Annotated in this window: 22 protein-coding genes and 3 pseudogenes; 10 read left to right on the top strand and 15 right to left on the bottom strand. The window is 70.0% G+C overall.

What is annotated here, in order from left to right:
* Positions 1-45 precede the first annotated feature (45 nt).
* The gene (locus SSP29_RS15325) at positions 46-948 is read right to left on the bottom strand and encodes a peptidoglycan recognition protein family protein (protein WP_089101183.1); all 903 of its coding nucleotides are present in this window, start codon (positions 946-948) and stop codon (positions 46-48) included.
* A gap of 189 nt (positions 949-1,137) precedes the next feature.
* On the opposite strand from SSP29_RS15325, the gene SSP29_RS15330 reads away from it, so the two are divergent.
* Complete coding sequence (locus SSP29_RS15330) at positions 1,138-2,322, top strand: MarP family serine protease (RefSeq protein ID WP_089101184.1); 1,185 nt, start codon at positions 1,138-1,140, stop codon at positions 2,320-2,322.
* Between the two features lie 21 nt (positions 2,323-2,343).
* Here SSP29_RS15330 and SSP29_RS15335 read toward each other — a convergent pair whose 3' ends face one another.
* Positions 2,344-2,832 (bottom strand): GNAT family N-acetyltransferase, encoded by a 489-nt coding sequence (locus SSP29_RS15335; RefSeq protein WP_089101185.1) that lies wholly within the window; start codon positions 2,830-2,832, stop codon positions 2,344-2,346.
* Between the two features lie 72 nt (positions 2,833-2,904).
* On the opposite strand from SSP29_RS15335, the gene SSP29_RS15340 reads away from it, so the two are divergent.
* Positions 2,905-3,798 carry a TIGR01777 family oxidoreductase gene (locus tag SSP29_RS15340; RefSeq protein ID WP_089101186.1) on the top strand — a complete coding sequence of 298 codons (894 nt, stop codon included), beginning with the start codon at positions 2,905-2,907 and terminating at the stop codon, positions 3,796-3,798.
* 160 nt (positions 3,799-3,958) lie between these two features.
* On the top strand, positions 3,959-5,317 hold the full coding sequence (locus SSP29_RS15345; protein WP_089101187.1) for an NAD(P)/FAD-dependent oxidoreductase: 1,359 nt from the start codon (positions 3,959-3,961) through the stop codon (positions 5,315-5,317).
* 338 nt (positions 5,318-5,655) lie between these two features.
* On the opposite strand, the gene SSP29_RS15350 is transcribed toward SSP29_RS15345, so the two are convergent.
* Positions 5,656-7,128, bottom strand: coding sequence for an NsdA family TPR-like regulatory protein (locus tag SSP29_RS15350; RefSeq protein ID WP_089101188.1), 1,473 nt, complete (start codon positions 7,126-7,128; stop codon positions 5,656-5,658).
* A 247-nt stretch (positions 7,129-7,375) separates the two neighbouring features.
* Between SSP29_RS15350 and lipB the strand changes: the two genes are divergently transcribed.
* The 4 genes from lipB to SSP29_RS15370 all read left to right on the top strand — a co-directional run bounded on the left by lipB (position 7,376) and on the right by SSP29_RS15370 (position 10,536).
* Entirely contained in the window at positions 7,376-8,215 is an 840-nt protein-coding gene (gene lipB / locus SSP29_RS15355; RefSeq protein ID WP_089101189.1) for a lipoyl(octanoyl) transferase LipB, read from the top strand.
* A gap of 132 nt (positions 8,216-8,347) precedes the next feature.
* Entirely contained in the window at positions 8,348-9,313 is a 966-nt protein-coding gene (lipA, locus tag SSP29_RS15360; protein ID WP_089101190.1) for a lipoyl synthase, read from the top strand.
* A 249-nt stretch (positions 9,314-9,562) separates the two neighbouring features.
* Complete coding sequence (locus SSP29_RS15365; protein WP_089101191.1) at positions 9,563-9,760, top strand: SCO2195 family GlnR-regulated protein; 198 nt, start codon at positions 9,563-9,565, stop codon at positions 9,758-9,760.
* A 71-nt stretch (positions 9,761-9,831) separates the two neighbouring features.
* A complete protein-coding gene (locus SSP29_RS15370) occupies positions 9,832-10,536 on the top strand; it encodes a DUF4191 domain-containing protein (protein ID WP_089101192.1) in 705 nt (234 codons plus the stop codon).
* 1,492 nt (positions 10,537-12,028) lie between these two features.
* On the opposite strand, the pseudogene SSP29_RS59715 reads toward SSP29_RS15370, so the two are convergent.
* The 4 genes and pseudogenes from SSP29_RS59715 to SSP29_RS15390 all read right to left on the bottom strand — a co-directional run.
* Positions 12,029-12,520: pseudogene (locus tag SSP29_RS59715) on the bottom strand (recombinase family protein); the annotation flags it as partial.
* Between the two features lie 448 nt (positions 12,521-12,968).
* The gene (locus tag SSP29_RS61205) at positions 12,969-13,151 is read right to left on the bottom strand and encodes a replication initiator (RefSeq protein WP_089101194.1); all 183 of its coding nucleotides are present in this window, start codon (positions 13,149-13,151) and stop codon (positions 12,969-12,971) included.
* A gap of 166 nt (positions 13,152-13,317) precedes the next feature.
* On the bottom strand, positions 13,318-14,226 hold the full coding sequence (locus tag SSP29_RS15385; RefSeq protein WP_089101195.1) for a protein kinase family protein: 909 nt from the start codon (positions 14,224-14,226) through the stop codon (positions 13,318-13,320).
* Positions 14,227-16,938: an AbiJ-related protein gene (locus SSP29_RS15390; protein WP_089101196.1), complete on the bottom strand. Its 2,712-nt coding sequence runs from the start codon at positions 16,936-16,938 to the stop codon at positions 14,227-14,229.
* A gap of 237 nt (positions 16,939-17,175) precedes the next feature.
* Here SSP29_RS15390 and SSP29_RS15395 point away from each other — a divergent pair.
* Positions 17,176-17,595: pseudogene (locus SSP29_RS15395) on the top strand (hypothetical protein); the annotation flags it as partial.
* A 213-nt stretch (positions 17,596-17,808) separates the two neighbouring features.
* On the opposite strand, the pseudogene SSP29_RS55640 reads toward SSP29_RS15395, so the two are convergent.
* A pseudogene (locus tag SSP29_RS55640) lies at positions 17,809-18,003 on the bottom strand (hypothetical protein); the annotation flags it as partial.
* 170 nt (positions 18,004-18,173) lie between these two features.
* On the opposite strand from SSP29_RS55640, the gene SSP29_RS15405 reads away from it, so the two are divergent.
* Both SSP29_RS15405 and SSP29_RS15410 read left to right on the top strand, forming a co-directional pair.
* Complete coding sequence (locus SSP29_RS15405) at positions 18,174-19,256, top strand: right-handed parallel beta-helix repeat-containing protein (RefSeq protein WP_089101197.1); 1,083 nt, start codon at positions 18,174-18,176, stop codon at positions 19,254-19,256.
* Between the two features lie 42 nt (positions 19,257-19,298).
* Positions 19,299-20,363 (top strand): methyltransferase, encoded by a 1,065-nt coding sequence (locus SSP29_RS15410; RefSeq protein ID WP_150134226.1) that lies wholly within the window; start codon positions 19,299-19,301, stop codon positions 20,361-20,363.
* 80 nt (positions 20,364-20,443) lie between these two features.
* Here SSP29_RS15410 and SSP29_RS15415 read toward each other — a convergent pair whose 3' ends face one another.
* From SSP29_RS15415 to SSP29_RS15445, 7 genes are read right to left on the bottom strand one after another with little or no spacing between them, the layout of a single operon-like run.
* On the bottom strand, positions 20,444-20,776 hold the full coding sequence (locus SSP29_RS15415; RefSeq protein WP_089101198.1) for a TcmI family type II polyketide cyclase: 333 nt from the start codon (positions 20,774-20,776) through the stop codon (positions 20,444-20,446).
* 34 nt (positions 20,777-20,810) lie between these two features.
* Positions 20,811-21,290: an SRPBCC family protein gene (locus tag SSP29_RS15420; RefSeq protein WP_089101199.1), complete on the bottom strand. Its 480-nt coding sequence runs from the start codon at positions 21,288-21,290 to the stop codon at positions 20,811-20,813.
* A 1-nt stretch (position 21,291) separates the two neighbouring features.
* On the bottom strand, positions 21,292-21,543 hold the full coding sequence (locus tag SSP29_RS15425; protein ID WP_089101200.1) for an acyl carrier protein: 252 nt from the start codon (positions 21,541-21,543) through the stop codon (positions 21,292-21,294).
* A gap of 44 nt (positions 21,544-21,587) precedes the next feature.
* The gene (locus tag SSP29_RS15430) at positions 21,588-22,832 is read right to left on the bottom strand and encodes a ketosynthase chain-length factor (RefSeq protein WP_089101201.1); all 1,245 of its coding nucleotides are present in this window, start codon (positions 22,830-22,832) and stop codon (positions 21,588-21,590) included.
* Positions 22,829-24,097: a beta-ketoacyl-[acyl-carrier-protein] synthase family protein gene (locus tag SSP29_RS15435; RefSeq protein WP_150134227.1), complete on the bottom strand. Its 1,269-nt coding sequence runs from the start codon at positions 24,095-24,097 to the stop codon at positions 22,829-22,831. Before SSP29_RS15435 ends, SSP29_RS15430 begins: the two co-directional genes overlap by 4 nt.
* Positions 24,094-24,507 (bottom strand): cupin domain-containing protein, encoded by a 414-nt coding sequence (locus tag SSP29_RS15440; RefSeq protein ID WP_089101202.1) that lies wholly within the window; start codon positions 24,505-24,507, stop codon positions 24,094-24,096. Before SSP29_RS15440 ends, SSP29_RS15435 begins: the two co-directional genes overlap by 4 nt.
* Before the next feature lie 39 nt (positions 24,508-24,546).
* Positions 24,547-25,617, bottom strand: a complete 1,071-nt coding sequence (locus SSP29_RS15445; protein WP_089101203.1) for a SchA/CurD-like domain-containing protein — start codon at positions 25,615-25,617, stop codon at positions 24,547-24,549.
* Between the last annotated feature and the right edge of the window lie 211 nt (positions 25,618-25,828).

Here is a 25,828-nt window from a genome sequence, read left to right on the forward strand (position 1 = left end):
GTCCATGACTGTAGGACGCGGGGATCTGAACCGCCTGCGCGCCGCCTATGGCATTCCTGTGGACGCTGTCGCGGGCGCCGTGGACGCCTGCCCGGGCGTCGGTGTCGCCGGAGGTGGCGGTGTCCTCGACGGTGCCGGTGTCGCCGTGGGCGTTCGCGTCGGGATCCTGCCCTGCAGCCGGGCCGCGGTCTCCCTGATCTCCGGGAGGCGGGCGGCGAGGGCGGCGCCGGGGCAGTTGGTCCGGTAGCCGTCCTGGTGGCCGGCCACGGCGGGCAGGGCGACGACGGTGCCCTCCCGGTAACGGCTGAGGCCGTTGCTGGAGACCAGCCGGGCGCTGCCGCGCGGGTCGACGTCGGCCAGCCCGAGTTTCCAGGCGGCGACGGCGGCGATCGAGTCGGCCATGGCGCGCGGCACCGGCACCCCGGCGGTGAAGGTGCCGAGGGCGGCGATGCCGGCGGTGCGGTGGTTGAAGCCCTGGGTGTGGGCGCCGATGACGGCCCGGTCGGCGCCGCCCGCGCGGCCCTCGTAGATGGTGCCGCACCGGTCGACGAGGAAGTTGTAGCCGATGTCGTCCCAGGCGCGGTCGCCGGTCTGGCCGGTGTACAGGCGGCGGATGATCTCGGGGGCCTGGGCGCAGGAGTAGCCGTTGGGCGAGTCGGTGTGGTGCACGAAGACGGCGACGACCTTGTCGTCGTAGCGCGGCGGCGGCTGGGTGCGGCTGACGGTGGCGTCCAGCCAGGCCGAGCGCGGCACGATGTGCGGCCGGGGTGCCCGGTAGCGGGTGGCGGAGCTGGTGGGCGCGGGCGCGGCCAGGTGGATCGCGACGGGGCGGTCGCCGCCCCGGGCGTACAGCACCAGCACGAGGACGGCGGCGAGGCCGGGCAGGCAGCCGAGCAGCGTCAGGGCGGTGATCCTGGTGCGCCGCCCCGCTCTTGGGAAGACACGCATGGCAACCACTCTCGGATTGATCGACTCCGTCCGCGATGTGTGCTGTGCCACCTGGAGGAACCATCGTCCTGGTCCGGGGCGTTTCAGGGGGTACACGCACGCGTGGCCGGTTCACGGGGCCTCGCGCGCGTGAACTGATCACCGGGCCTGTCCCGACCGTATTAAGGGCACCGAGAGAAAGGCGGCTCCGTGGACCTGCTCGACCTGGTGCTCGTACTGGTGGTCCTCGTCTACGCGGCGTCCGGTTACCGGCGCGGCCTGGTGGCCGGCTGTGTCTCGCTGGCCGGGTTCGTGGGCGGTGCGGTGATCGGCGTGTGGGTGCTGCCGTGGGTGATGGAGCTGGTCACGCGCGGGACGGCGACGGCGACGGTGGTCGCGGTGCTGACGGTGCTGGTGCCGGCGGTGGTGGGGCACGAGCTGGCCGGGCGGCTGGCGCTGCGGCTGCGCCGGGAGCTGGACCAGGGGCCGCTCAGGGTGGCCGACGGGATAGGCGGGGCGGTCGCCAACTCGGTGGCGGTGCTGATCGTGGCCTGGGTGGCGGCGAGCGTGCTGGGCGCGTCCTCGTCGCCCGCCGTGACGACGGCGATCCGGGACTCGAAGCTGCTCGGCGCCGTGCAGAACACGATGCCGGACACCACGCCGGCCTGGTTCTCGCGGGCCACCTCGGCGCTGACCGAGGCGGGCTTCCCGCAGGTCTTCAACCCGTTCGAGAACGAGTCGACGGCCCAGGTCGCCAAGCCGTCGGGCGACAACGTCACGGCGGCCGCCACGAACGCGGCCAAGCGCAGCACGGTCAAGGTCGAGGGTTCCTCCGGCACCCAGGGCCGCGAGGGCAGCGGGTTCGTGTTCGCGCCGGAGCATGTGATGACCAACGCCCACGTGGTGGCCGGCATCGACAACCCCACCGTGCGGATCGGCGGGGTCGGGCCGTCGTACGACGCGGAGGTCGTCCTCTTCGACCCGGACCGGGACGTGGCGGTGCTGTACGTGCCGCAGCTGCGGGCGCCCGTGCTGCGGTTCGACACCACGGCGGCGCGCGGGAACTCCGCGGTGGTGGCCGGCTATCCGCAGGACGGCGACCTGAACCTGCAGGCGGCCACGGTGGCGAACAAGGTGCAGGCCACCGGCCAGAACATCTACAACGACGCCACCGTGACCCGGGAGATCTACTCGATCCGCTCCACGGTCCGCCCCGGCAACTCGGGCGGCCCGCTCCTCACCACCGGCGGCAAGGTGTACGGCGTGGTGTTCGCCCGCTCCACGTCGGACGACGAGACGGGGTACGTGCTGACCGCCGACGAGGTGACGTCGGACGCCGCGCGCGGGGCGAACGCCATGTCGCCGGTGGACACCGGCGAGCTGATCACGTCCTGAATCCTGATCACGTCCTGACCGTCACAGCGACCGGCCCATGACCACGTCGTCGACGTACTCGCCGTCCAGGAGGAACTCCCCGGGCAGCAGGCCCTCGACGGCGAAGCCCTCCGACTCGTAGAGCCGGCGCGCCGGGGTGTTGTGCCCGAGGACGCCGAGCCGGATCCGGCGGGCGCCGCGGCGGCGGGCCTCCTCCATCGCCGCCCGCAGCAGCGCCCGGGCCACGCCCCGGCCGCGGGCCTCCTCGGCGACCGCGAGGCCCTGGATCTGCCGGACGTGCGCGTTGGCGGCGACCTTGTAGGCGAGGCCGAGGCGGACGTAGCCGACGATGCGCCGGTCGAGCTCGGCCACCAGGGTGTCCTCGGGGGTGTGGCGCTCGCTGAAGAAGGGGTCGTACGGCGGCTGCGGCCTCGGCAGGACCGCGTGCAGATACGACCAGGTGGCGCGGTCGAGGGCGGAGAGCTCCTCGTCGTCGTCGGGCAGGGCGGCGCGTATGTACGGATCCGGCATGCGGTCACCCTAGGTCGTCCGACTTCGGGGCCCCACGGGTTTTCCCCCGTCCTTCCCGGCATGCTGGGACGCATGGAACGTTCTCGTATCGCGGTGGCCGGCGCGTCCGGCCTGATCGGCAGCGCCCTGGTGCGGTCCCTGCGGGCGGACGGGCACGAGGTGGTCCGCCTGGTGCGGCGCGCGGCCCACGGCACCGGAGAGGTCTGCTGGGACCCCGAGGGGCAGTACGTGGACACCGCCGGGCTGGCCGGCTGCGACGCGGTGGTGAACCTCGCCGGGGCGGGGATCGGCGACCGGCGCTGGACGGCCGCCTACAAGCGGGAGATCCGGGACAGCCGGGTGCTCGGCACGGCCGCGCTGGCCGAGGCCGTGGCGGCGCTGCGGGAGCCGCCGCGGGTGTTCGTGAGCGGCAGCGCGATGGGCTTCTACGGCGACACCGGCGACCGGGTCGTGGACGAGGACGCCCCGCCCGGGGACGGTTTCCTGCCGTCGCTGTGCGTGGAGTGGGAGGAGGCGGCGGCCCCGGCGCAAGAGGCGGGCGTACGGACGGTGTTCACGCGCACGGGCCTGGTGGTGGCCCGGGGCGGCGGGGCCTGGGGCCGGCTGTTCCCGCTCTTCAGGGCCGGGCTCGGCGGGCGGCTGGGCGACGGCCGGCAGTACTGGTCGTTCATCGCGCTGCACGACGAGGTGGCCGCGATCAGGTTCCTGATGGACACCGAGGGCCTGACCGGCCCCTTCAACCTCACCGCACCCCACCCTCTGACCAACGGTGAGATCACCGCGGCGATGGCCCGTGTGCTGCGCCGCCCGGCGCTCTTTCCGGTGCCCTCCCCCGTGCTCCGGGCGGCGCTCGGCGAGATGGCCGGGGACGTGCTCGGCAGCCAACGGGTGGTGCCGAAGCGGCTGCTGGAGTCGGGGTTCACCTTCGCGTTCCCGGGCATCGAGGACGCGATCCGCGCGGCCTGACGACCCCTGTGACCGTATGCGACCGGCGTGCGACCGTGCCCTGTTCATGCGCGACTGTCCTTGACCGATCACCGTCCTAACCTCGACCCGAACTCGGGTATCCCCGGAGCAGGTTGGGGGCATCACGTCTCCACCGGACGCGCAATCGAGGAGGGGCCTCGTGCATGAGCCCGCGTACCAGGCGGACGTCGTCATCGTGGGAGCCGGAATCGCCGGACTCTCCGCGGCTCATCGGCTGAACAGCGCAGGAGTAAGGACCGCGGTCCTGGAGGCCGCCCCTTACGTGGGCGGCCGTATGTCGACCGAGAAGGTCGACGGCTTCCGGCTCGACCGGATCGGCCAGCTTCTGTCCACGTCCTATCCGGAGCTACGCCTCGCCCCGGGACTGGACGCCCTGGTTCTACGCCGGTACGCGCCCGGCGTGCTGCTGCATCGCGACGGGCGCAGGCACCGGGCCGGCGCTCCGGCGGGCGGCGGGAGCGCGAGGGGCGCACTGTACGCCGTGCGCGCCCTGGCAAGCGCCCCCAGGGGCGGCTCGCCGGTGGCACCGGCACGGGCGACCGCCCCGATGGGCGGCGCGGTCGACCAGGCCCGCCTGGGCGCCGCGCTGGGCCGCCTCGCCGTCACTCCCGTCGAACGGATCCTGGCCCGCCCCGAACTCCCCGCCGCCCACGCCCTCGCGGAGCGCGGGGTGCCCGCCCGCACGGTCGACGGCTTCCTGCGCCCGCTGCTCGCGGCCCTGCTCTGCGACCCCGAGCTGACGACGTCCAGCCGCTGCGCGGACCTCGCCCTGCGCTCCTTCGCGAGCGGGCGGCTGTGCGTGCCGGAGGGCGGCGCCGAGGTCCTCCCCGACCTCCTCGCCCGGGCTCTTCCGCCCGGCACGGTGCACACCGGCGTACGGGTCACCTCGGTCTCCACCACATCGGTGACGACGGCCGACCACGGCGAGATCCGCTGCCGGGCGGTCCTCCTGGCGACCGATGCCCGGGCCGCCGCCGAACTCCTCCCCGGCCTGCGCGTCCCGGACTTCCACCGGGTGACGGTGGTCCACCACACGACGGACGAGCCGGCGGCCCTCACGACCGGAACGTCCCTCCTGCTGGACGCGGACCGGGGCGGCCCCGTCTCCCACACCTCCGTCGTCAGCAACATCGACCCGAGCCGGGCCCCGCAGGGCCGGGCCCTGATCTCCTCGACGGTCCTCGGCAAGCCCCCCGCGGACATCGACACAGCGGTCCGCATGCACCTCTCCCGCCTCTACGGCACGTCGACGCACCGCTGGGAGACCCTCGCGGTCCACCACACCCCCGAGGCCCTCCCCGCCATGCGCCCCCCGCACGACCTCCGCCGCCCCGTCCGCCTCCTCGCCGGCCTCTACGTCTGCGGCGACCACCGCGACACCAGCACGGTCCAGGGAGCGCTCCATTCGGCCCACCGGGCAACAGCAGCAATCCTGACCGACCTCGGCGCCTCGGGCTCCTTGAACCGGGCAGAACCTTTGCAACGCCGGGCCGCATAGCGCGCCCTCAGAACAAGGGGCGCGGGGCTGTGTCTGATTTGCGGCTCCGCCGCGTGAGCGCGACCAGCCACGACGGCAACCGCCGAACAGCGCCGCCGTGGCTGATCACCGCTGCGGCGGAAAAGAAAGGTGAGCCGCATAGCGCCCCTCAGGGGCGCGGGGCTGTGTCTGATTTGCGGCTCCGCCGCGTGAGCGCGATCAGCCACGACGACGCCGCACCAGGCAGACGACCGCAACCGGCAACGGCGCGTGGCAACGGCCGGCTCGGCACCGCCGAACCACACCGTCGTGGCTGATCACCGCTGCGGCGGAAAAGAAAGGTGAGCCGCAGCGGACCGTCAGTTCAGTGCGGCGACCTTCTCCCGGTAGCCCTTCACCGGTGCCGCGTCCTTGTAGGGCTCCAGGCGGCGTTCGAAGTCCTTGACGTATTCGATCGCGCGGACCGAGCGCATCTCCGCTGCCGCCCCGGCCGCCTCCACGCCGAGCGCGCACGCCTGGTCGAGTTCGCCGAGGCCCAGGCGGGCCGTGGCGAGGACGACGCGGCAGAAGAGGCGGCTGCGGGCGTAGGAGGGCGCACGGAGTTGCAGGGAGCGTTCGGCGTGCTGGGCGGAGGCCCGGAACTGCTGGAGGTCGCGGTGGCAGTGGCCGAACTCGTCGGCCAGCTGCGCCTCGTCGAAGAAGCGGGCCCAGTAGGGGACCTCGTCGCCGGGACGGGCCGTCTCCAGGGCGCGTTCGGCGCGGACGAGCGCGCCCGTGCAGGCGCGCACCTCGCCGAGGACCCCGTGGGCGCGCGCCTCGGCCGCGTGGAGCAGGGCCTGGACGACCGGCGGGGCGCTCGTGCCCACCCCCTGCTGGGCGACCCGCGCGAGCTGCACCGCCTCCCGGCCATGGCCGAGGTAGACCGCCTGGCGGCTCATGGTGACGAGGACGTAGGAGCCGTAGGCACGGTCACCCGCCGCCTGGGCGAGGCGGAGGGACTGGACGAAGTAGCGCTGGGCGAGGCCGTGCGCGGCGATGTCGTACGACGTCCAGCCCGCGAGCCGGGTCAGGTCGGCCGCGGCCCCGAACAGCTTGCGGCCGGTCTGCTCGCCGTACGTGCCGCGCAGCATCGGCTCGCACTCGTGCTCCAGGTAGCGGACGAGGGCCTGCCGGGCGTGGCCGCCGCCGTACTGGTCGTCGAGGGAGCGGAAGAGTTCGCCGACCGAGCGGAGCGCAGCGATGTCGCCGCCGGTCACCTTCTGGCCGGGCCCGCGCTCGGCCTGCCCGCGCGGCCGCACGGGGGCGAGCGGCACCGACTTGGGCGCCGCGGGCCGGGTCTGCGCCGGCACCCGGGCGATCGCCGGCGCCGCCGGCTCGCCGCGGGCCACCCTGTCGTCGGCGCGGCCGATCAGCCAGTCCCGGCTGGGCACCACCAGCCCGGCCGGGGTGAACGCGATCTTGCGGAGCTCGGCGTGGCTGCCGGAGTCCTTGCGCCACAGCCCGCTGACGATGTCGACGGCCTCCTCGGGGGTGGCGGCGAACTCCAGCCCGGCGTAGACCGGGGCGCAGGCGTCGAGGCCGAGGTCCTGGGCGGTGAGCCGGCGGCCGAGGCGCCGGGTGAAGACCTCGGCGATCAGGGCGGGGGTGGTGCCCCGGGGCTGCTGGCCGCGCAGCCACCGGGTGACCGATGTCTTGTCGTATCTGAGATCCAGCCCGTGTTCGAGACCGAGTTGGTCGACGCGACGGGCCAGACCCGCGTTGGAGAACCCCGCTTCTGCGATGAGCGCGGCGAGCTGGCGGTTGGGGGTGCGCTGCGCGGGTCGGTCCGTCATCTGCGGTGCGGTCTCCTGCCTTCGGACTCAGCTCGGTCGCTTGTGCCCGGATTGCCGGTGAGCAGCCCTTTTGGCACTCATGGACGGCGCGAATGTAGCGGAGAGTGAGCAGCCGATCGCACATCTCGACGTTCATTCATCCGATCGTGTGAGGATTGACCCCAGGGCTGACGCGCGGCGGGCGGACGTACAGTGGCTTGGGCGCGTTATGTGCCTGACGCACTTATCGCCAAGGGAGGCGCTTGCCGTGAGTGAGTTGCGGTTCGCCCGCATGGGGTTCGGCGCGGATGCCGTCGAGTACCAGGAGGCGTGGGACGAGCAGCGCCGGGTGCACACGGCGCGGTTCGCCGACGAGGTGCCCGACACGGTCCTGCTGCTCGAACACCCCCCGGTGTACACGGCGGGCCGCCGCACCGCGGACAACGAGCGGCCGCTCGACGGCACCCCGGTCATCGACGTGGACCGCGGCGGCAAGATCACCTGGCACGGCCCGGGCCAGCTGGTGGGCTACCCGATCCAGAAGCTCCCGCGCCCGGTGGACGTGGTCGCGCACGTGCGGCGCCTGGAGGAGGCGCTGATCCGCGTCTGCGCCGAGTTCGGCCTCAAGACCACCCGGGTCGAGGGGCGGAGCGGGGTGTGGGTGCTCGGCGACCCGGTCGAGCAGCGGCCGCAGGCCCTCGGTGGACTCTCCCTGGACTTCGACCCCCGGCTGACGGACGACGAGTTCGACCCGCGCCTCAACGGCCCGGAGTACGCGCCCTCCAACGCCGGCCAGCGCCGCGAGGACCGCAAGATCGCCGCGATCGGCATCCGGGTGGCCAAGGGCGTGACCATGCACGGTTTCGCGCTCAACGTAAACCCGGACAACAAGTGGTTCGACCGGATCATCCCGTGCGGCATCCGGGACGCCGGCGTCGCCTCCCTCGCCGGCGAACTGGGCCGGGACGTGACGATCGGCGAGGTGCTGCCGGTGGTGGAGCGGCACCTGAAGGCTGTACTGGAGAACGCGGAACTCAAGCCGAGGGTGATCGAGAAGACACCGGCAACCGTCAGCCCGTCTGGGGGCACCCCCTCTGGGGGAGTTTGAGGACGAGGCCGTTCAGGCCGAAGCAGGGGTCCGGGGGCGGCAGCCCCCGGCAAGGCCAGCAGCCCCGCCGGGCAACAAATCAACGGGCGTACCCTTGGGATCGCCGAAGAATCAATCGCTAGGGAGCCGGTCGTGTCCGCAGTCTCACCCGACGGACGCAAGATGCTGCGCCTGGAGGTCCGCAACGCCGAGACCCCCATCGAGCGCAAGCCCGAGTGGATCAAGACGCGGGCGAAAATGGGCCCCGAGTACACGAAGATGCAGAACCTCGTGAAGAGCGAGGGCCTGCACACGGTCTGCCAGGAAGCCGGCTGCCCCAACATCTACGAGTGCTGGGAGGACCGCGAGGCGACCTTCCTCATCGGCGGCGACCAGTGCACCCGGCGCTGCGACTTCTGCCAGATCGACACCGGCAAGCCCGAGGCACTGGACCGCGACGAGCCGCGCCGCGTGGGCGAGTCCGTGGTCACCATGGACCTGAACTACGCGACCATCACCGGCGTCGCCCGCGACGACCTGGCGGACGGCGGCGCCTGGCTGTACGCGGAGACGGTGCGCCAGATCCACGCGCAGACGGCGGAGCGCGAGGCCGGCCGCACCAAGGTCGAGCTGCTCGCCCCCGACTTCAACGCGGTGCCCGAGCAGCTCGCCGAGGTCTTCTCGTCCCGCCCCGAGGTCTTCGCGCACAACGTCGAGACCGTGCCCCGGATCTTCAAGCGGATCCGCCCCGGCTTCCGCTACGACCGCTCGCTCAAGGTCATCACGGCCGCCCGCGACTTCGGCCTGGTCACCAAGTCCAACCTCATCCTCGGCATGGGCGAGACCCGCGAGGAGGTCGGCGAGGCGCTGCGCCAGCTGCACGAGGCCGGCTGCGAACTGGTCACCATCACGCAGTACCTGCGCCCGAGCGTCCGGCACCACCCCGTGGAGCGCTGGGTCAAGCCGCAGGAGTTCGTGGAGCTGAAGGAGGAGGCCGAGCAGATCGGCTTCTCCGGTGTCATGTCCGGCCCGCTCGTGCGGTCCTCGTACCGCGCCGGCCGCCTGTACCAGATGGCCGTCGAGAAGCGTGGCGCGTTCGTCGCCGCACAGGCGGTCTGACGGTCCGGCCCGTCGCCCGGCCGCCGAGCGTGTGAATTCACGCACAAACTATTACCGGTCAGTAGTGACCGAACGGACGCGGTCCTGACCGTCCTCGCTGATGAGGGCGTACGTCAGGGCCGCGTCAGCGTTCCGGGCCCGCGTATCAAGGTTTCATTGGCGTTTGACCGGTCGGTCACGCCCTGGTAACACCGAACAGTGACCCTGGTATCACAGCACGTACACCCACTTCGAGGGGGGACCTCCACCATGCAGGCCGCGCCCGTTCGCGCCACCGCGATCCCGTCCTTCACCGACGCGCTGCGCGCCGTCGAGTCACTCCTCATGAGCGGCGGCCAGCGCACCGCCCGCCAGAACGCCTGGACCTCCGTGCTGGAGGACCGCCGTCGCGCCAAGGACCGGGTCGAGGCCCAGCACTTCCTGGAGCAGGCCGCCGGCCGCTCCTGACGCCCCCTTCCGCCACCCTTGTCGGGACACTGCCGTCGTAGGCACTCCCGGGGCCACGTAGACTTCGGGGCATGGCGAGGAAGGAACCCGCAGCGGACGCTGCGAATGCCGGACGACTGAAGCAGATCGTCCTGACGTACAAGATGACGCGCAAGGCCGACAAGACGATCGGTCTGGTGCTTGCCGGTGTCGGTCTCGGCACCCTTGCGGTCTTCCTCGTGATCGGCTTTTTGATCGGACACCCGGTCTATCTGGGCATCCTGGGCCTGCTGCTCGCCTTCCTGGCGACGGCGATCGTCTTCGGCCGGCGGGCCGAGCGGGCGGCCTTCGGCCAGATGGAGGGCCAGCCGGGCGCAGCGGCCGCCGTCCTGGACAACATCGGGCGGGGCTGGACGACGACGCCGGCGGTGGCGATGAACCGCAGCCAGGACGTGGTGCACCGGGCGGTCGGCAAGGCCGGCATCGTCCTGGTCGCCGAGGGCAACCCGAACCGGGTGAAGACCCTGCTGGCCGCCGAGAAGAAGAAGATGGCCCGGATCGTGGCCGACGTGCCGGTGCACGACGTGATCGTGGGCACGGGTGAGGGCCAGGTCTCGCTGAAGAAGCTGCGGACCACGATGCTCAAGTTCCCGCGCGTGCTGACCGGCCCCCAGGTGACGACCACCAACGACCGACTGCGGGCGATGGGCGACCTGATGAGCAACATGCCGCTGCCAAAGGGTCCGATGCCCGGACGTGGCGGTGGCGGTCGCTCCCCCCGGATGCCGCGAGGATGACGCCCGGCCTCACCTCCCCGCTCATCTCCATGGGCGGCAAGGGGTGAGGCTCAGCGGGAGGCATGCCCTCGCAGGTCTCCAGAGCTCCCATGAGTTCTTCCCAGAGACCGGACGCAGTCCAGCGCCGCCAGTGCCCGCGCAGCCCCGTCGAGCCGTATTTCGTATCGAGCTCAGGCCAACGGGCACCGGTACGCGCCTTCTCCAAGAACGCTTCCAGCACGACGCGCGGAGCGAGCCCGCCTTTCTGGCGAGCGGTGAGACTACCGCCCGGGAAGCGAGCTGATTGCACGGCCCGATCCCAAGCTTCGTCCGTGAGCGTCGGGACCGGGCGCCCGTGCTTCCGGAACCACTCCGCCACCGAACAGAGAAGCCCCTTGCGCATCGGCGGATGAGGGCCGGTTACCTTGATGCGGATGTTGAGGAGTTCCATGAACTCCTGCTGCTGTTCGTCGGAGAGCTCTTCCAGACGACGGTGTGCCATCTCCGCGAGAGCCTGAAGGTTCTTCGCGCGCTCCTCCCCCATGGCTACCTCCGCCTGCCACGCGGCGACCTCTTCACGCGTCTTCTCCAGTTGAGCCAGCTCCTCCAGCAAGGGCTTGACGGCCCGCTCGACGGCAGCCTCGGCCTCCTTCGGAGAGCGCCCCTTCCGTAGTTCTCGCTTGGTCACCACGACGGTAGTGACGTCGATCGTGTCGTTCTGCTCCGCGATGTGCTGATCGAGTTCGGCAAGCCTCGACGACAGGTCGACGTTCTGTCCGACCGTGGTTCCCACCCACTCCTCAGCCATGGCCCGAAGACGTTCGGCGTCACCGAGTAGCTTGCAGACCTCCGTCCATGCCCACTTCTGCACGCCGCCGGCGTCGATCTGAGAACAGGAACAGGTGGGCGCGCCGGGGTAAGCCTCGGCTTTGCCCGTGCAGCGGTAGTGACGGGTCGTTGCGTCAGCGCGAGTGGCCCCGACATAGTGCTTGCCGCACGGGCTCATGATCCGGCCCGAGAGCGAGTACACGCGTCCGGGACCCGCAGTTGCACGAGCAGGCTTGACGGTCGCTCGACGCAGCTCGGCGACCTCGTCCGGGGTGAACATCGGGTCCAGCTCCATGACGATGCTCTCACCCCACACCGGACGACCGTCCGGCCCCAGTTCGGCATTCTTGACGTTCCTGAAGATGAATCGGCCGTTCAGCAGATCCTCGTTCATCAGCCGCGCACGGATATTGGCGTGACTCCAGGGCTTACCGGACCGGTTCAGCAGTCCCTCAGCATTGAGACTCAGTGCCACTTTTCGCCAGTTTCCTCGGAACTTGACCGCGAACACCCGAGCCCTACGAAGCACCACACCTTCATGGAGGGTCGTACAGGGAGACATTCGCGAGCAGTTCTCCTCACCATCGCATTCATCGATGACGAGCTTCTGCTCACCCTTCTTTCCCTGGTTGGCGATCCGGTATCCGTATCGAGCCTGCCCGCCAGGAAAACCGCCGTCTTCCGCCTTCTCCTGAATTCCCCCTTGCGTACGACTGCGGATATTCTCGCGCTCTTCCTCCGCATAGTCGGCACCCTTTCGCATCTTCGAGCGTCCGGAGGCCGTTGAATTGTCGTAGTCATCCTTGACGACAGCAACGAAGATCCCGAGTTCTTCGAGATCCCAGACCCAGCGCCAGAACGCCCGGCCGGTACGACCGATAGCCCGGCCTTCGTTCACCACCACCATGTCGAAGGGGCGAGGCTCGCGGTGAGCATCTTCCATGAGCCGCTTCAGGTCGCCCCGCTCGTGAGCCTCCAGGCTGCCGCTCACACCTTCGTCGGTGTAGGTGCCAACATGGTTCCAACCCTTGCGCTCGATGTAGCGCGCGGTCTTCTTGGACGTGTAGGCGACGCCGTAGCCCTTGGCCTGATCTTCGGTCGAAACCCTCAGGTAGTCGACCGCCCGGAGCGCGTTCGCCCCTGCCACATCGATTGAGGATGTGAGAGTCTTGCCCATGTCAGTCCCTCCAGACTGGCCAGACCCCGGAGCGCGCCAACGCTGCCGGGGTCACCCATGTGCTGAATCGACTATACGTGATGATCGCCTCACCCGGGCCCGAACAGAATTTCCAGTATTCGACGATGCGCCGCTTACGAGCCAGGCCTCTCCGTCGCATGCCAAATTACCTTTCGACCAGGAGCCGTTTCACCGGGATCCCGCGGCCCATCCAACCGAATTCCGGTACTCGACCGATTTTCTCCGTACTTCCGACTCATCTCCCAGCCCCCCATTCGTCGGCCAACGCTTCGCGGGCGAGCTCGCGACTGGTGGCGATGTCTTCCGCGATACCGGCAGCAAACAGAGCTGCACCGGGGGTTTAGCCGGAGCCGACATAGCGCCAGTTCGACTCCATGACAAGGGCTGGGGGTTCGCCTGGCTCCGTGTCCCTACGTTGATATTCGGCTCATTCCTCACGCAGTGCGCCGTAGGTGGTGGAGTAGCGGCGGGATTTGGTGAGGATGTGGCCTCGGTAGCCGAACGTGTGCGTCCAGGGGCGCAGGTTCAGCGGCTTGTACTCGATGAGACCGCCGAGGCAAGGTCCTGACCGGGTGGTCGAGGCCGGCGACGCGCCAGGGCCGACATCCACGAAGCGTTCCTCAAACTCGCCTGCTATCTCATCACCCATCGACAACTCGGCTCATTGTGTTAGCCGTTGTAAAGGGCGGCGCCGGGCATCGCGACTGTTGAAGGGGGTGCGGGAGTGGAGTGGCAACGGCACTCTGCCGGGTCGGCCGTGGTCGTCACACGCGGGCTCAGACCGCCGGATCGCTCCGCTCCCCAGCGGTGGCGTCGTCGATGGCGGCGCGGATCCGGTGGTCGACGTGGAGGTTTGTGGTGAGGTGCTGGAAGTGCGCGGCACAGGCTGGGTGTCGGCGCAGCATGGCGGCGACGGAGCTTGCCGCGTCCTGTGTGAGTGTGGGGAGCCAGCGGGCTATGTGTTCTTGGGGTGCCCACTGGTCCCGGTCAGCGTCCCATTCGAAGGCGCCGTTGCAGCATTCTTCCAGGAGGTCGAGTTCGCCGATGTCGGCTGCCCTCTGGGCAATGGTGACTAGCCACATGATCGTGTCGTTGACCTCGCCACGTTCGGGTGGGCGGTGGGCGCCCAGGAGCGCGGCCATCGCCCGGACGACTTCGACGGCCTGCTCGGGCATGGCCAGGAGAGCGGGCATAAGGCTGTCGGCTGAGACGGTGACCACCGCGTCGCGGTAGAGCGCCGCGTCGTCGGTGTGTGCAGCGGCGAGAGTGATCAGATCGCGTGCCGCTGTGGGTGACCCAGCCTTGAGGGCTTGTTGGAGCGTCTCGCTGCGGAGAATGGCTGGCTGTGGCGGGTCTTCTGTTTCCTGCGTGATGAGTCGCTGGAACTCTTCGATGGAGGCGGGGCGTTCGGTGGGCTCCCATTGGGTTGCTGTACGAACGACCGTGCGCCAAGGGCCTTTCTTGGGAATCAGTGGGATGTTGATCTGGGGCATGGTGCCGGTGATGGCCCAGCCGATGAGCTGGCCCAGGCTGTAGATGTCGGCGGCCTGGGTGGCGGCGTGGGCGTCTTGGGAGAGTTCGGGGGCGGCGAAGCCGTCGGAGCCGAAGCGGGCACCGACGCGGGTGCGCTGGGCGTCGTTGGTCTGGCCGCGGGGCCGGCGTACGACGCCCCAGTCCGCCAGCACCTACCGGCCGTCGAGGCGGAGGATGTTGGCGGGCTTGATGTCCCGGTGCACCCAGCCGGCCTGGTGGGCTTTGGCCAGCACCGAGCAGAGGGCGTCCAGCAGGTTCTTGAGGGCTGCAGGTTCGGAGAGTTCCTGTCGGCAGTGCTCCGCTGTGGTCTGAGCATAGGGCATGACGAACCATCGGTGGTTCGGGTCGGCGTCGAGGACGGGCATCGCGTGGGGGTGCCCGTCAAGAAGGCGGCCGAGGGTGATTTCGCTCGCCATGCGGGAAGTCTTCCGCGGCGCCGGGTACTTGTCGCGCAGTTGCTTGAGAGCGACGATCGCCCCGGTCGGTTTGTGAGTGGCGCGGAAGACGTCGGCTTGTCCTCCGTGCGGGATGGGAAGGCGGTCGCAGGCGTAGTCCTTGCGCTCTCCGCGGGCGTGTTGGCGTACCAGGGGAGTGGCGTCGGCCGGCTCAGCCTTCGTCTGCGTCGGCTCGTCGGGCCGAGCCGCCGGCCGGGGATGGTCCGCTGGTTGTGGGGGTGTCCGGCGATGCTGCCGGGGGTCTGGCGGGAAGGAATTGCGTCGGCGTCCCCGGTAGACGGGGTAGCCGCTGATGGTGTCGACTTGTACCAGGGCGTAACCGTCGCGGGCGAGAGCCTCGTTGAAGACCGCGAGCAGCTGCTGCACCTCGTCGGCGGCCGTGCGCACGGCCGGGTGGAGCATCTCGGCCAGGAACCGCAGCAGGGTGTCGTCCGGACCCTGCAGAAGGGCGAACCGAGCATCGTCGTAGACCCAGTCGTCCTCCCAGTCGTGGTTGTTGTAGCGGTGCTGGATGATGTCTCGCTCGGCGGTGGTGAAGCGTGTGTCGTTGCTAGGCATCGCCTGGAGGTCGTACATACGGGAAAGGAAGGCGATCTCGTCGAGACCGCCGGGCCAGGCCGTGTGCTGCCAGCGCAGCAGGTCGAAGATGCGGCGGCGGGTGACCTCCGTGATGCGCGGCACTTGAGGCGGGCCGCCTGTCCTTGCAGCGTTCCGTGGTTGAGGAACTGGCAGGCCGGTGATGCGACCCTGACCGTCAACAGCCAGTCCGTCTTGATCAAGCCGCTGCGAGATGTCCTGCAGCCACCCTCCGTGCCAGCCTTCTCGCAGGCCAATGCGGATGATGTCCTCGAACACGCGTAGCGCCCGGGTGACGTGCCCGAAGTCGGTCCAGTCGACGGTGGCCGCATAGGACTCGAAGGACCTGCGGCGCACGCTGGTGTCGGTGTACCGCAACTCGTCCTCCGGGACGGGCGCGAAATTCTCGTTCTGCCAAGACTCTGCAACCTGACGCATCGTCATATTGGTGGCGAGGGCGCGGAACCTCGTGCGAGTGGCACGGCAGACCAGGTCTGCGCTGCCGGGCTCCCTCTGAGCCGCCGCAGTCTTCATCGGCATGCCGCTATGCCTTGGCAGACGCGGCCCGCCCGACGGGCCGACCTGTGCTGCAGGCTCACGCGCAGGTCGCTCGGCCAGGGCCTCGGCGGCCGTCGACCACGGCGGTATGACCTGCCGTGCGGATGGCGGGGGTGCCGTGTCGTGGCGTGACAGCAACTCTCCGCCCGCGTAGGCCGCCAGACGGAAGAACCGCCACCTGTCGTCGTCGCGCAGGCCCTCGTACGTGGTGAAGCGCAGCGCCGTTGCCTGGACGGACAAAAGCAGCTGTTCCATCCACGGCTCCCGCCAGCTGTCCGGGACGACGTCGGCGCAGACGGCGTGCATACCGTCCAGAAGCTCTTTCACGAAGATAGGGAGATGTGCGCCCTGGGCGTCCTGAGGATTCACCAGGTAGGGCAGCAGTATGTGTTCCTGGTCCGAGGTGAGGAGGTGCATGGGTACCTGCTCGGCGAGGACCGACAGCATCAGCGTCGCTATGTCCCGCGTGAGCGGGGCCGCCTCGGCGAAGTCGGCCAGGTCGATGAGCTGATAGGCATCAGAGCGCAGACTGCCTTCCTGAAAGGGCACTATGACGTTCTGAAGATGCAGGTTGGAATGGGCCAGACCGTGCACCACCTGGAACCGCGGGTCGGGCAACTGAGGGTTCGCCAAGGCCATGACCAGCGGGTTCGGTACGACCACGCCGTCGACCTCGATCCACGCCGCCCGTGGCGCATCCAGCAGGAATGCGTCGACTCCCGCGGCGTACGCCCGTACCTCGCCGTCCTTCTCAAGTAATTCGCCGAGTTCACCGCGCAAGAACCGGGAAACTGAGAGGTCCTCGACGCGCTGGTTTTCGATTCCCCTGTTCCAGTCCGTCACCAACCCCGTGACCACAGTGCGGAAGGTGGCGATCACCTCCCTCCAGTCCAGACGGGCCATCACCTTCACATCCCTCAGGCTGCCGCCTGCGGTGCTATGGAATGTCAACAGCCGCCCGTCACCCACAGGGCAGGGCTCGAAGACTTGCTTGGCCAGATGGCGCTGGGCGAAAGCCGGGGCGGTATGCCATGCACGCTCCTGGGAGGTATATCCCTCGCGCGGAATTGCCGGGCACACCTTCACCACGACGATTCCCGGCCCCGGGTTGACTATCACGGCCGCGAGCGCCGCGCCCGTGTAGTCCCTGCCCGACGACTTCCAGCGAGGAATGACAGGCCTGACACTCACGCCCAGGAGGTTCGCCCACCGGACCAGAGCCCGTGCCACCTCCTCATCCCCCAGGCCCGTGGCCAGGTCGGCAAGGCCGCTCATCGTCTCTCTCCCCCCGTGCGCAGGCGTCGGCAGACCAGACATGGCTCGCCAAGAGTCGGTTGGAGCCATTCTGGCACTGGCGAGGGCAGAGTCTGGTTAGTTGAGGCACACCACCAACAACCCAGCTCACGCCTCTGATCACCCTCCCGGAGCCACTCCATCCAACCCCTCAGCAAACCAGCAACAGACCAGGTCAGCGACCACACCGCACACCGACAAGCCTCCCTTCGAGCGTCAGCCGTGACCGGCGAGAAGATCGCCAGGGACCGTGACCCCGCTCCTGAGAACAGCACCCCCGACGCAGCCGCCGACCTGTCCTGCAACGGGCTTGGGCCGATCACCGGAAGCCGCGTACGCATCGCCGGGCTCTTCGGCGGCGGTCTGCACACCACCAACGAAGACGGCTGGACCCTGGAAGTCGTCACCCCGGCCTGGCCGAACGAACGGGTCCTGCCGTCCCGCGACGGCGGGCTCCCCCACGCAGGTCCGCACGGAGAGGAGTGGTGGCACATCTTCCACTCGAACTACTCAACATTCCGTGCAGCCGGCTTCTCCCCCTCCGGCCGAACGATCGCCGTGGCGACGAGCAGCGACCTCTCTCTGTGGACCCGTAGACCGAACACCAGGACCAGCCGCTTCAGTAGTAACGAGACCTGACCGCAAGGGCGGCAGCGGGAAGGGTATGCGGATGCCGAAGGGCGGCGGGAAGGCCCGCTGAGCCCACGTACCCGGCTGCCACGACGATGGGGGCGCTCGGATCACTCCGGGCGCCCCCATCGTCGTTCGTAGGGCTACCGCTTCCCTGCCGCCCTGTCCGGCCGGCCGGCGATCTGCGGCGCCCTCCCAGCGGAATCGCCTGCGTGGTGGCAGGGCGAGCTGCCGCAGTGTCCGGTTCGCACGCCGGCACGCGGCAACCAGCAGCAGACGGTCGCCCAACGGCAGGCTCCATGGCCGGCCCCTGCGAACAGGGCCTGCGCTCTCGCCTCGTAACGCGGTGACCAGCTTGCCGAACCGCCGTGGCCTCGGTTCACTCAATGATGTTGCCGCCCGGCCCGGGGGAAGCACGCCTGCGAGCTCGGGACGCGGTGGTTGCGCTCACGGCTGCCGCACCGTCGTAGTTTCTCGCGCCCACGCGGCGGAGACGCATATTGATAACGCCCCGCGCCCCTGGATGACACGCCGCCGAACGGAGCATCCAGCCGTTTATCAGGTCATCTGCTCCTAACCTGCCAGATGTGACAAAACGCCATATCGCATACCTCGCGTGCAGCGCCGCCCTGTGCGGCTCTCTCATCGGCGCCGCTCCGGCGACCGCCACGCACCGCGTTCTCCAGGTGCACCCCGGTGAGTCCATCCAGAAGGCGGTCGACGCCGCCGCGCCCGGCGACACGGTCCTCCTCGCGGCCGGCACCTACCGCGAGAGCGTCAAGGTGACCACGCCCGGCCTCACGCTGCGCGGCGTGGGCCCGGACACCGTGCTCAAGCCGGGCAAGAAGGTGAAGAGCACCGCGAAGAAGGCCGCCCAGAAGTCCTGCGCCGAGATGGGCAACGGCATCTGCGTGGTCGGCGCCAAGAAGAAGCCCGTCGAGGACGTGACGATCGCCCGCATGACCGTGACCGGGTTCTCCCGGATCGGCGTCATGGCCGTGGGCGCGGCCAACCTGCAGGTGCACGGCGTGGAAGCCGTGAAGAACGGGCAGTGGGGCCTCGCCGAGGAGCGCTCGGTACACAGCTCGTACCGGTACAACGTCGCCCGCAACAACGGCGACGCGGGCATCTTCCTCGCCAACTCCGTCACCACGGAGAAGGGTGCCGTCGACACCGGCGGCACGATCGTCGAGCACAACCGTCTGGAGGGCAACCGGATCGGCGTCACCGTCCGCCGGCTGCGCAACCTCACCGTCTCGGACAACACGGTGACCGGCAACTGCGCCGGCGTGTTCGTCGTCGGCGACGAGAACAAGCCGAAGGCCGGTCATCTGACCGTCGCCGACAACAAGGTCGTGAAGAACAACAAGTACTGCAAGAAGACCGCGCGGCTGGCCTTCCTGAAGGGCTCCGGCATCGTCCTGACCGGCACCGAGAAGACCCTGGTCACCGGGAACACGGTCACCGGGAACTCCGGCAAGTCCCCGCTGTCGGGCGGTGTCGTGGTCTTCAAGAGCTTCGTGGGTGTCACCAGCGACAAGAACCAGATCACCCACAACAAGCTGTCGGGCAACGCCCCCGCCGACCTGGTCAACCAGGAAGCCACCAAGCACGGCAACGCCTTCAAGCAGAACACCTGCAAGAAGTCCAAGCCCGCGGGTCTGTGCTGACCTGACGGCCGTACGACACCCCACAAGGAAGGAAGGCGGCACATGACCGCACCAGCACGCGACCTCCGGACGCCGGCCAAGGGGCCGGAGGAGGACGCTCCGCCGCCGTCGATGCGGCTGCGCGAGCTCGTGTTCGGGGCGGCCTGTGCCGCCGCCGTCCGCGCGGCCGCCCGGCTGCGCGTCGCCGACGCGCTCGGCGACGCCCCGATGACCGTGGAGACCCTGGCCTCCGCGGTGCGGACCGACCCGAAGCCGCTGCGCCGGCTGCTGCGCGCCCTGTCCTGCTACGGCGTCTTCGCCGAGCGGCCGGACGGGACGTTCGCCCACACCGAGACCTCCCGGCTGCTGCGCGAGGACGACCCGCACAGCCTGCGCTACATCGCCCTGTGGTGCACCGAGCCGTGGACCTGGGACGCCTGGCCGATGCTCGACGAGGCCGTACGCAGCGGCCGCAACGTCGTCGAGGACCTCTACGGCAAGGAGTTCTTCGTCTACCTGAACGAGGACGCGCCGGAGTCGGCCGACGTCTTCAACCGGGCGATGACCACCTCCAGCGAGCAGTCGGCCCGGGAGGTCGCCGCGCTGCTGGACCTGTCCGGCAGCCGGTCGGTCGCTGACCTCGGCGGCGGCCAGGGGCACGTGGTGGCCAGCCTGCTGGACAAGTACCCGGCGATGAAGGGCTATCTGCTGGATCTGCCCAAGGTGGTGGAGAAGTGCCTGCCCCGGCTGCGCGAGGGCGGGGACCTCGCGGACCGGGCGCGGGTGGTGCCCGGTGACATCCGGGAGGCCGTGCCGGTCGACGCGGACGTCTACATCATCAAGAACATCCTGGAGTGGGACGACGACTCCACCGCGCGGCTGCTCGCCAACGTGGTCGCGGCGGGCGGTCCCGGGGCCCGGGTCGTGGTGATCGAGAACCTGGTCGACGACACCCCGTCGATGCGGTTCAGCACCGCGATGGACCTGCTGCTCCTGCTGAACGTCGGCGGGGCCAAGCACACCACCGACAGCATGGTGCGCCGGCTGACGGAGGCGGGTCTGAGCGTCGAGGACATCCGGCCGGTCAACCCGTACCTGCACGCCTTCGAGTGCACGGTGCCCGCCTGAGACGCGGGCCCGGCATGCGCCGGTGCCGGGCCCGCGTCGTGCGCGGGTCCGGCACCGTTGGCGTACGGCGGTACGCGGGGTCACGCGCCGCCGTCGCGCTCCCAGAGGTAGAAGCGCTGGGCCATCGCGTCCTTCGGGGAGCGCCAGGTCTCCGGGTCGTACGCGCTGACGTACGCCTGGAGACGGTCGCTGACGTCCCTGAACTCGGGGTGCGAGGTGACCTTGGCGATGGCCGGTCCCGGCTCGCGCTCGGACTCGATGAGGTGCATGTACACATCACCGAACTGGAAGAGGCTGCGCCGGGTGACCCCGACGAGGTGCGGCAGTTCTCCCCGGTCGGAGTCCGCGAACACCTTCGCGATGTCGGGGGCGGAGCCCGGTGCCATACGGGCGACGATCAGGGCCTGGTGCACGTGTCTCTCCGTTCCTGTCTTCCTGACGGCCGGCTCAGTCGGCCAGGGCCGGGTCGGGGCGCCGGCCGGTGGCGGCCTTCTCGATCTTGTCGCGGATCAGGGCCATCTGGACCTTGGAGTTCTTGTTGATGTTGTCGGTCATCCAGTCGTCGTCGACGGGGGCCTCCGGCTTCATCGCGAAGTCCTGGGTCCAGACCATCCGGGTACCGGCGGGCACCTCCTCGTACTGCCAGAGGATGTCCATGTGCGCGAACGGGCCGGTCTCGACCCGGCGGGCCTTGACGCGGAGGTTGCGGCGGTCCGCCGAGCGCTCGGAGACCCAGCTCCACACCTTGCCGTTCTCGTCGGGGTGCATGGTCAGCCGGAAGGTGACCTTGCCGCGCTCGTCGGAGAGGATCTCGGCGCTGGCGTACTCGCTGAACAGCTGGGGCCAGTTGGCCACGTCGTTGGTCATGTCCCAGACCAGGTCGACGGGCGCGGCGATGGTGATCTCGTTCTGGGTGTGTCCGGTCATGTCAGGCTCCTGCGGGCATGGCGCTGTTGACGAGGTCGAGGAACTGGCGGGGCGTCTTGCACCGCTCGGCGTCCACCGGCATGGGCACGCCGTGCCGGTTCTCCAGCTCGCCGACGATGCCGAGCAGGCCGAGCGAGTCGACGCCGAGGACGTCGAATCCGCTGTCGGCCCGGTCCTGCAGGTCGGCCGGGGAGACGGTGACGCCGGCGGCCTTCTTCATGAGTTCGGACAGTTCGTCCACGGTGATGCTCATAGGAACTCCTTCTGCTTAGCTGCTGGGCAGCTGGTGTGTTCGACTCACTCGGCCGCGCCGTGGCGCAGCACGAGCGCCGAGTTCGACCCCATGAGGCCCCGGCTGAGCACCAGTGCCGTGCGTGGCCGCGCGGCACGGGCGCTGCCGGTCACGAGGTCGAGGTCGTGGCAGATGTCGAAGACGCCCGGGGTCGGCGGGATCAGCCCGTGTTCCATCGCCAGCACCGCGGCGGCGGTGTCGAGGACGGGGGCCGCGCAGTAGCCGCGTCCGATCCCGGTCTTGGGCGCGGTGACCGGCACCCGCCTGCCGTGCGCGCCCAGCACGTCGGTGATGGCCAGCGCCTCCGCCCGGTCGGCCTCCGGCACGCCGAGGGCGTCGGCGAACACCACGTCGACCTCCTCGGGGGCACAGCCGGCCTCGGCCAGCGCCCCGCGGATGGCCTGGGCGAGCCCGGCCCTGGACTCGGCCCAGCGGGAGGCCCCGGTGAAGGTCGACGCATGGCCGTCGAGGGTGGCCCGCACCGGCAGTCCGCGTCTGCGGGCCGAGCCGGTGTCCTCCACGACGAGCATGGCGCCGCCCTCGGCCGGCACGAACCCGCAGGCCTGCTCGGTGAACGGGCGGTAGGCGCGGGCCGGGTCGGTCTCCCGGCTGAGCTCCTCGTAGCCGAGCTGGCAGACCACCGAGTAGGGAGCTATCGGTGCCTCGGTGGAGCCGGCCACGATGACGTCCGTACCGCGGCGGACCGCGCGGGCGGCGTGGGCGAGGGCGTCCAGGCCGCCGGCCTCGTCGGCGGCGACCACCGAGCAGGGGCCCTTGAAGCCGCGCCGGATGGAGATCTGGCCGGTGCTGGCCGCGTAGAACCAGGCGATGGACTGGTAGGGGCCGACGAACCGGCTGCCCTTGCCCCACAGTTGCTGGAGCTCGCGCTGGCCGAACTCGCCGCCGCCGGAGCCGGCCGCGGTGACCACGCCGATGTCGAACGGCGAGCCGTCGGTGTCGGCGCGGCCGAGCCGGGCGTCTTCGAGCGCCAGGTCGGCCGCGGCCATCGCGAAGTGCGTGAAGCGGTCGGTCTGGACGATGAGGCGTTCCTCGACGGCGGCCGCCGGGTCGAAGTCGCGGACTTCGCCGGCCACCTTCATGGGCAGGTGCTCGCAGCCCTCGCGGGTCACCTTGTCGAGGACGTTGCGTCCCTCCTGGACGGATTTCCAGAAGGTCTCGGTGCTGGTTCCGTTGGGCGCGACGACACCGATGCCGGTGACGGCCGCCCGTCGAGACCGGGGTTCGCTCATCGTGTCCGTCCTCTCTGCCGGGTCATGACCACCGCGGACTGGAAGCCGCCGAACCCGCTGCCCACGGACAGGACGCCGCCGAGGCGCCGTTCGCGGGCGACCTTCGGCACGTAGTCGAGGTCGCACTCGGGGTCGGGGGTCTCGTAGTTCGCGGTGGGCGGGACGACCTGGTGGGCCAGGGCGAGCACACAGGCGACGACCTCGATCGCGCCGATGGCGCCGAGCGAGTGGCCCACCATGGACTTGATGGAGCTCATGGGCGTGCCGTACGCGTGCTGTCCGAGCGCCTTCTTCACGGCGGCGGTCTCGTGGCGGTCGTTCTGGCGGGTGCCGGAGCCGTGCGCGTTGACGTAGTCGATGGCGGTGGGGTCGAGGCGGGCGTGGTCCAGGGCGGTCTCGATGGCGCGGGCCATCTCCAGGCCCTCGCTGGTCAGACCGGTCATGTGGTAGGCGTTGCCGAAGGTGGCGTAGCCGTCGAGCTGGCAGTAGATGTGCGCGCCGCGGGCCTTGGCGTGCTCCAGCTCCTCCAGGACGAGTACCGCGCCGCCCTCGCCCATGACGAACCCGTCGCGGCGGTTGTCGAAGGGCCGGGAGGCGTGCTCGGGGTCGTCGTTGTTCGGGGAGGTGGCCTTGATCGCGTCGAAGCAGGCCATGGTGATCGGTGAGATCGGGGAGTCCGAGGCGCCGGCGATGCAGATGTCGGCGCGGCCCTCCTGGACGGTGTGGAAGGCGTATCCGACGGCGTCCAGGCCCGAGGTGCAGCCGGTGGAGACGGTCTGCACCGGACCCTGGGCGCCGAATCGTTCCGCCACCGCGGAGGCCAGGGTGCTCGGGGAGAACGCCCGGTGCAGCTGGGGCTGCGCCTGCCGGTGGTCCACGTCCCAGCGCTGACCCGCGCCGCTCACCAGGACGTAGTCGTGCTCCAGGCGGGTGGTGCCACCCACGGCCGTCCCCAGGGAGACCCCGATCCGCCAGGGGTCCTCCCGGCCGAAGTCGAGCCCGGAGTCCCGGACCGCCTCGTCACCGGCGACCAGGGCGAACTGTATGTAACGGTCCGCCCGTTCGATCTCCTCGGCGTCCAGGCCGTGCGCCGCCGGGTCGAAGTCGCACTCGGCGGCGATCCGCGACCTGAGGCCCGAGGGGTCGAAGAAGGTGATGCCGCGCGTCGCGGTCCGGCCCGAGGCGAGCAGATCCCAGAACGCCGGTACGCCCACACCCCCCGGAGCCACGATGCCTATGCCCGTAACCGCCACGCGCCGGGTCACGACCGGACCTGCCCCACGGCGACGGCTTCCGTCTCCTCGGTGTCGACGTGGCCCTGGCTCGGGCGCGGGGCCAGCGGGCCGAGGTGGAAGACGATCCGGGCCTCGACGTTGCCCACGTTGCGGAAGCGGTGCTTCATGTTGATGGGGATCATCAGTCCCTGCTCGGGCCGCAGCGGGTGCGGTTCGCCGTCCAGGTCGACCTCCATGTCGCCGCAGACGACGTACACGAACTCCTCGGAGTACGGGTGGTAGTGCTCGGCGATGCGGTCGCCCGGCTGCACGATGGCCACACCCATGAAACCGCTGGTGGAACCCACCGTGGCCGGGGTGAGCATGGCGCGCAGATCGCCGCCGCGCCTGGTGTTGGGCTCGATCTCGCTGAGGTCGACGATCTTCGGAATGGGCTGCATGTCTGCGTTCCTCCGTGGGGGTGATGCGCCGGTGAGGCGTCAGGCGTCCGGCGAGCGGCGGTCGGTGATGAGCTGCATCCGCACCGCGTCGTCGTCCAGCAGGGCGGTCAGCGCGTGGGCCGGGGTGACGTCCAGGGGGGTGCCGGGCCGCTGCTCGACCAGGCGTACGACGACGTCGTCGCGCTGGAAGACCGTGCTGTGCAGCACCGGGCTCGCCGGGGCCTCGGCCGCGGCCTCGTCCTGCTGGGCGAGCAGCTCCGCGAGCCGCATCCCGCAGCCCGGGCGGGCCGGGTAATACTGCGCGTACCGCTCGCCCTCGGCCGGCTCCTCGGCGCCGACGTGGTGCACGGCCGGCAGCGCCGCCCGGGTGAAGAACACCCGTGCGGACTCCTGGTCGTTGAGGTCGCGCTCCTGCTCCAGGTAGGGGTTGATGGCCTCCTCGACGGCCCGCACCTCGGGCTGCCGGGCGACGTGGCGCAGGGCGGCCATCAGGTCGCCGCGCACCTCGATGGCCCGCACGACCCGGTTGCCGTGCATGAACAGGGAGGTACGGCAGAGCCGGGTGGAGTCGTCGACCTTCGCCTCGGGCGAGGCGTAGTCCGCGAGGATCTTCGCGACCTTGGCCTCACTGCCCGGCGTGACCGTGAAGGTGAGCGCGTGGCGGATCACGCCGTCGCCCATCCTCGGCTGGGCCTGCAGGACGCGTACGGCGTCCGCCGACGGGCCGCCGGTCTCCCGTACGACGTGGAAGCGGAGCGAGCGGGTGTCGCGGACGCAGTTGTGCAGCGGCTTCACCATCTCCACGTGCTCCTCGCTGTTCACCCAGGCGAGGAACGGCGGGGCGCTCTCCCACTCGCTGGTGATCAGCCACTGCGAGGGGTTCTCGATCGACTGGCAGAGCTGGTCACTGACGTGGCCGGGCACCTGGGCGACCTGGCTGCACAGCTGCTCGTAGGCCTCCAGGAACTGCTGCTGCGCGCCGTCGTAGACGTCCACCAGCAGGACGACCCGGAGCCGGGAGCCGTCGAAGACGGACTGGGAGACCCGTGTCGAGACCCGGCGGGTCTTTCGGGTCGGCTTTTCCGAAACCTTTTCCGAGATCGTCGTCATGCTTCGCACATCTCCTTCGCGGGGGCAGCGGCCTGCGCCTCGGCCGATGACGCGGCGTCAGCGCTTCTTGATCCTGTGCCGGTCCTCCGAAGCGCGCGACTCGCGTGAACCAGGTGGGTGATTGAGCCCGCGGAACCCCTCCCGAAGGGGCCGGGCAGGGCATGGAAGTCCCGACCGCACCTGACGCACCAACACCCGCCTCTGGAGTGCC

This window comes from Streptomyces hyaluromycini (assembly GCF_002217755.1).
Classification (GTDB): domain Bacteria; phylum Actinomycetota; class Actinomycetes; order Streptomycetales; family Streptomycetaceae; genus Streptomyces; species Streptomyces hyaluromycini.

What these genes read in the sequence shown, in the direction of transcription:
- SSP29_RS15325 (WP_089101183.1), bottom strand. Translation starts at nt 948, where the DNA reads ATGCGTGTCTTCCCAAGAGCGGGGCGGCGCACCAGGATCACCGCCCTG.
- SSP29_RS15335 (WP_089101185.1), bottom strand. Translation starts at nt 2,832, where the DNA reads ATGCCGGATCCGTACATACGCGCCGCCCTGCCCGACGACGACGAGGAG.
- SSP29_RS15340 (WP_089101186.1), top strand. Translation starts at nt 2,905, where the DNA reads ATGGAACGTTCTCGTATCGCGGTGGCCGGCGCGTCCGGCCTGATCGGC.
- SSP29_RS15350 (WP_089101188.1), bottom strand. Translation starts at nt 7,128, where the DNA reads ATGACGGACCGACCCGCGCAGCGCACCCCCAACCGCCAGCTCGCCGCG.
- SSP29_RS15365 (WP_089101191.1), top strand. Translation starts at nt 9,563, where the DNA reads ATGCAGGCCGCGCCCGTTCGCGCCACCGCGATCCCGTCCTTCACCGAC.
- SSP29_RS15370 (WP_089101192.1), top strand. Translation starts at nt 9,832, where the DNA reads ATGGCGAGGAAGGAACCCGCAGCGGACGCTGCGAATGCCGGACGACTG.
- SSP29_RS15390 (WP_089101196.1), bottom strand. Translation starts at nt 16,938, where the DNA reads ATGAGCGGCCTTGCCGACCTGGCCACGGGCCTGGGGGATGAGGAGGTG.
- SSP29_RS15410 (WP_150134226.1), top strand. Translation starts at nt 19,299, where the DNA reads ATGACCGCACCAGCACGCGACCTCCGGACGCCGGCCAAGGGGCCGGAG.
- SSP29_RS15420 (WP_089101199.1), bottom strand. Translation starts at nt 21,290, where the DNA reads ATGACCGGACACACCCAGAACGAGATCACCATCGCCGCGCCCGTCGAC.
- SSP29_RS15425 (WP_089101200.1), bottom strand. Translation starts at nt 21,543, where the DNA reads ATGAGCATCACCGTGGACGAACTGTCCGAACTCATGAAGAAGGCCGCC.
- SSP29_RS15430 (WP_089101201.1), bottom strand. Translation starts at nt 22,832, where the DNA reads ATGAGCGAACCCCGGTCTCGACGGGCGGCCGTCACCGGCATCGGTGTC.
- SSP29_RS15440 (WP_089101202.1), bottom strand. Translation starts at nt 24,507, where the DNA reads ATGCAGCCCATTCCGAAGATCGTCGACCTCAGCGAGATCGAGCCCAAC.
- SSP29_RS15445 (WP_089101203.1), bottom strand. Translation starts at nt 25,617, where the DNA reads ATGACGACGATCTCGGAAAAGGTTTCGGAAAAGCCGACCCGAAAGACC.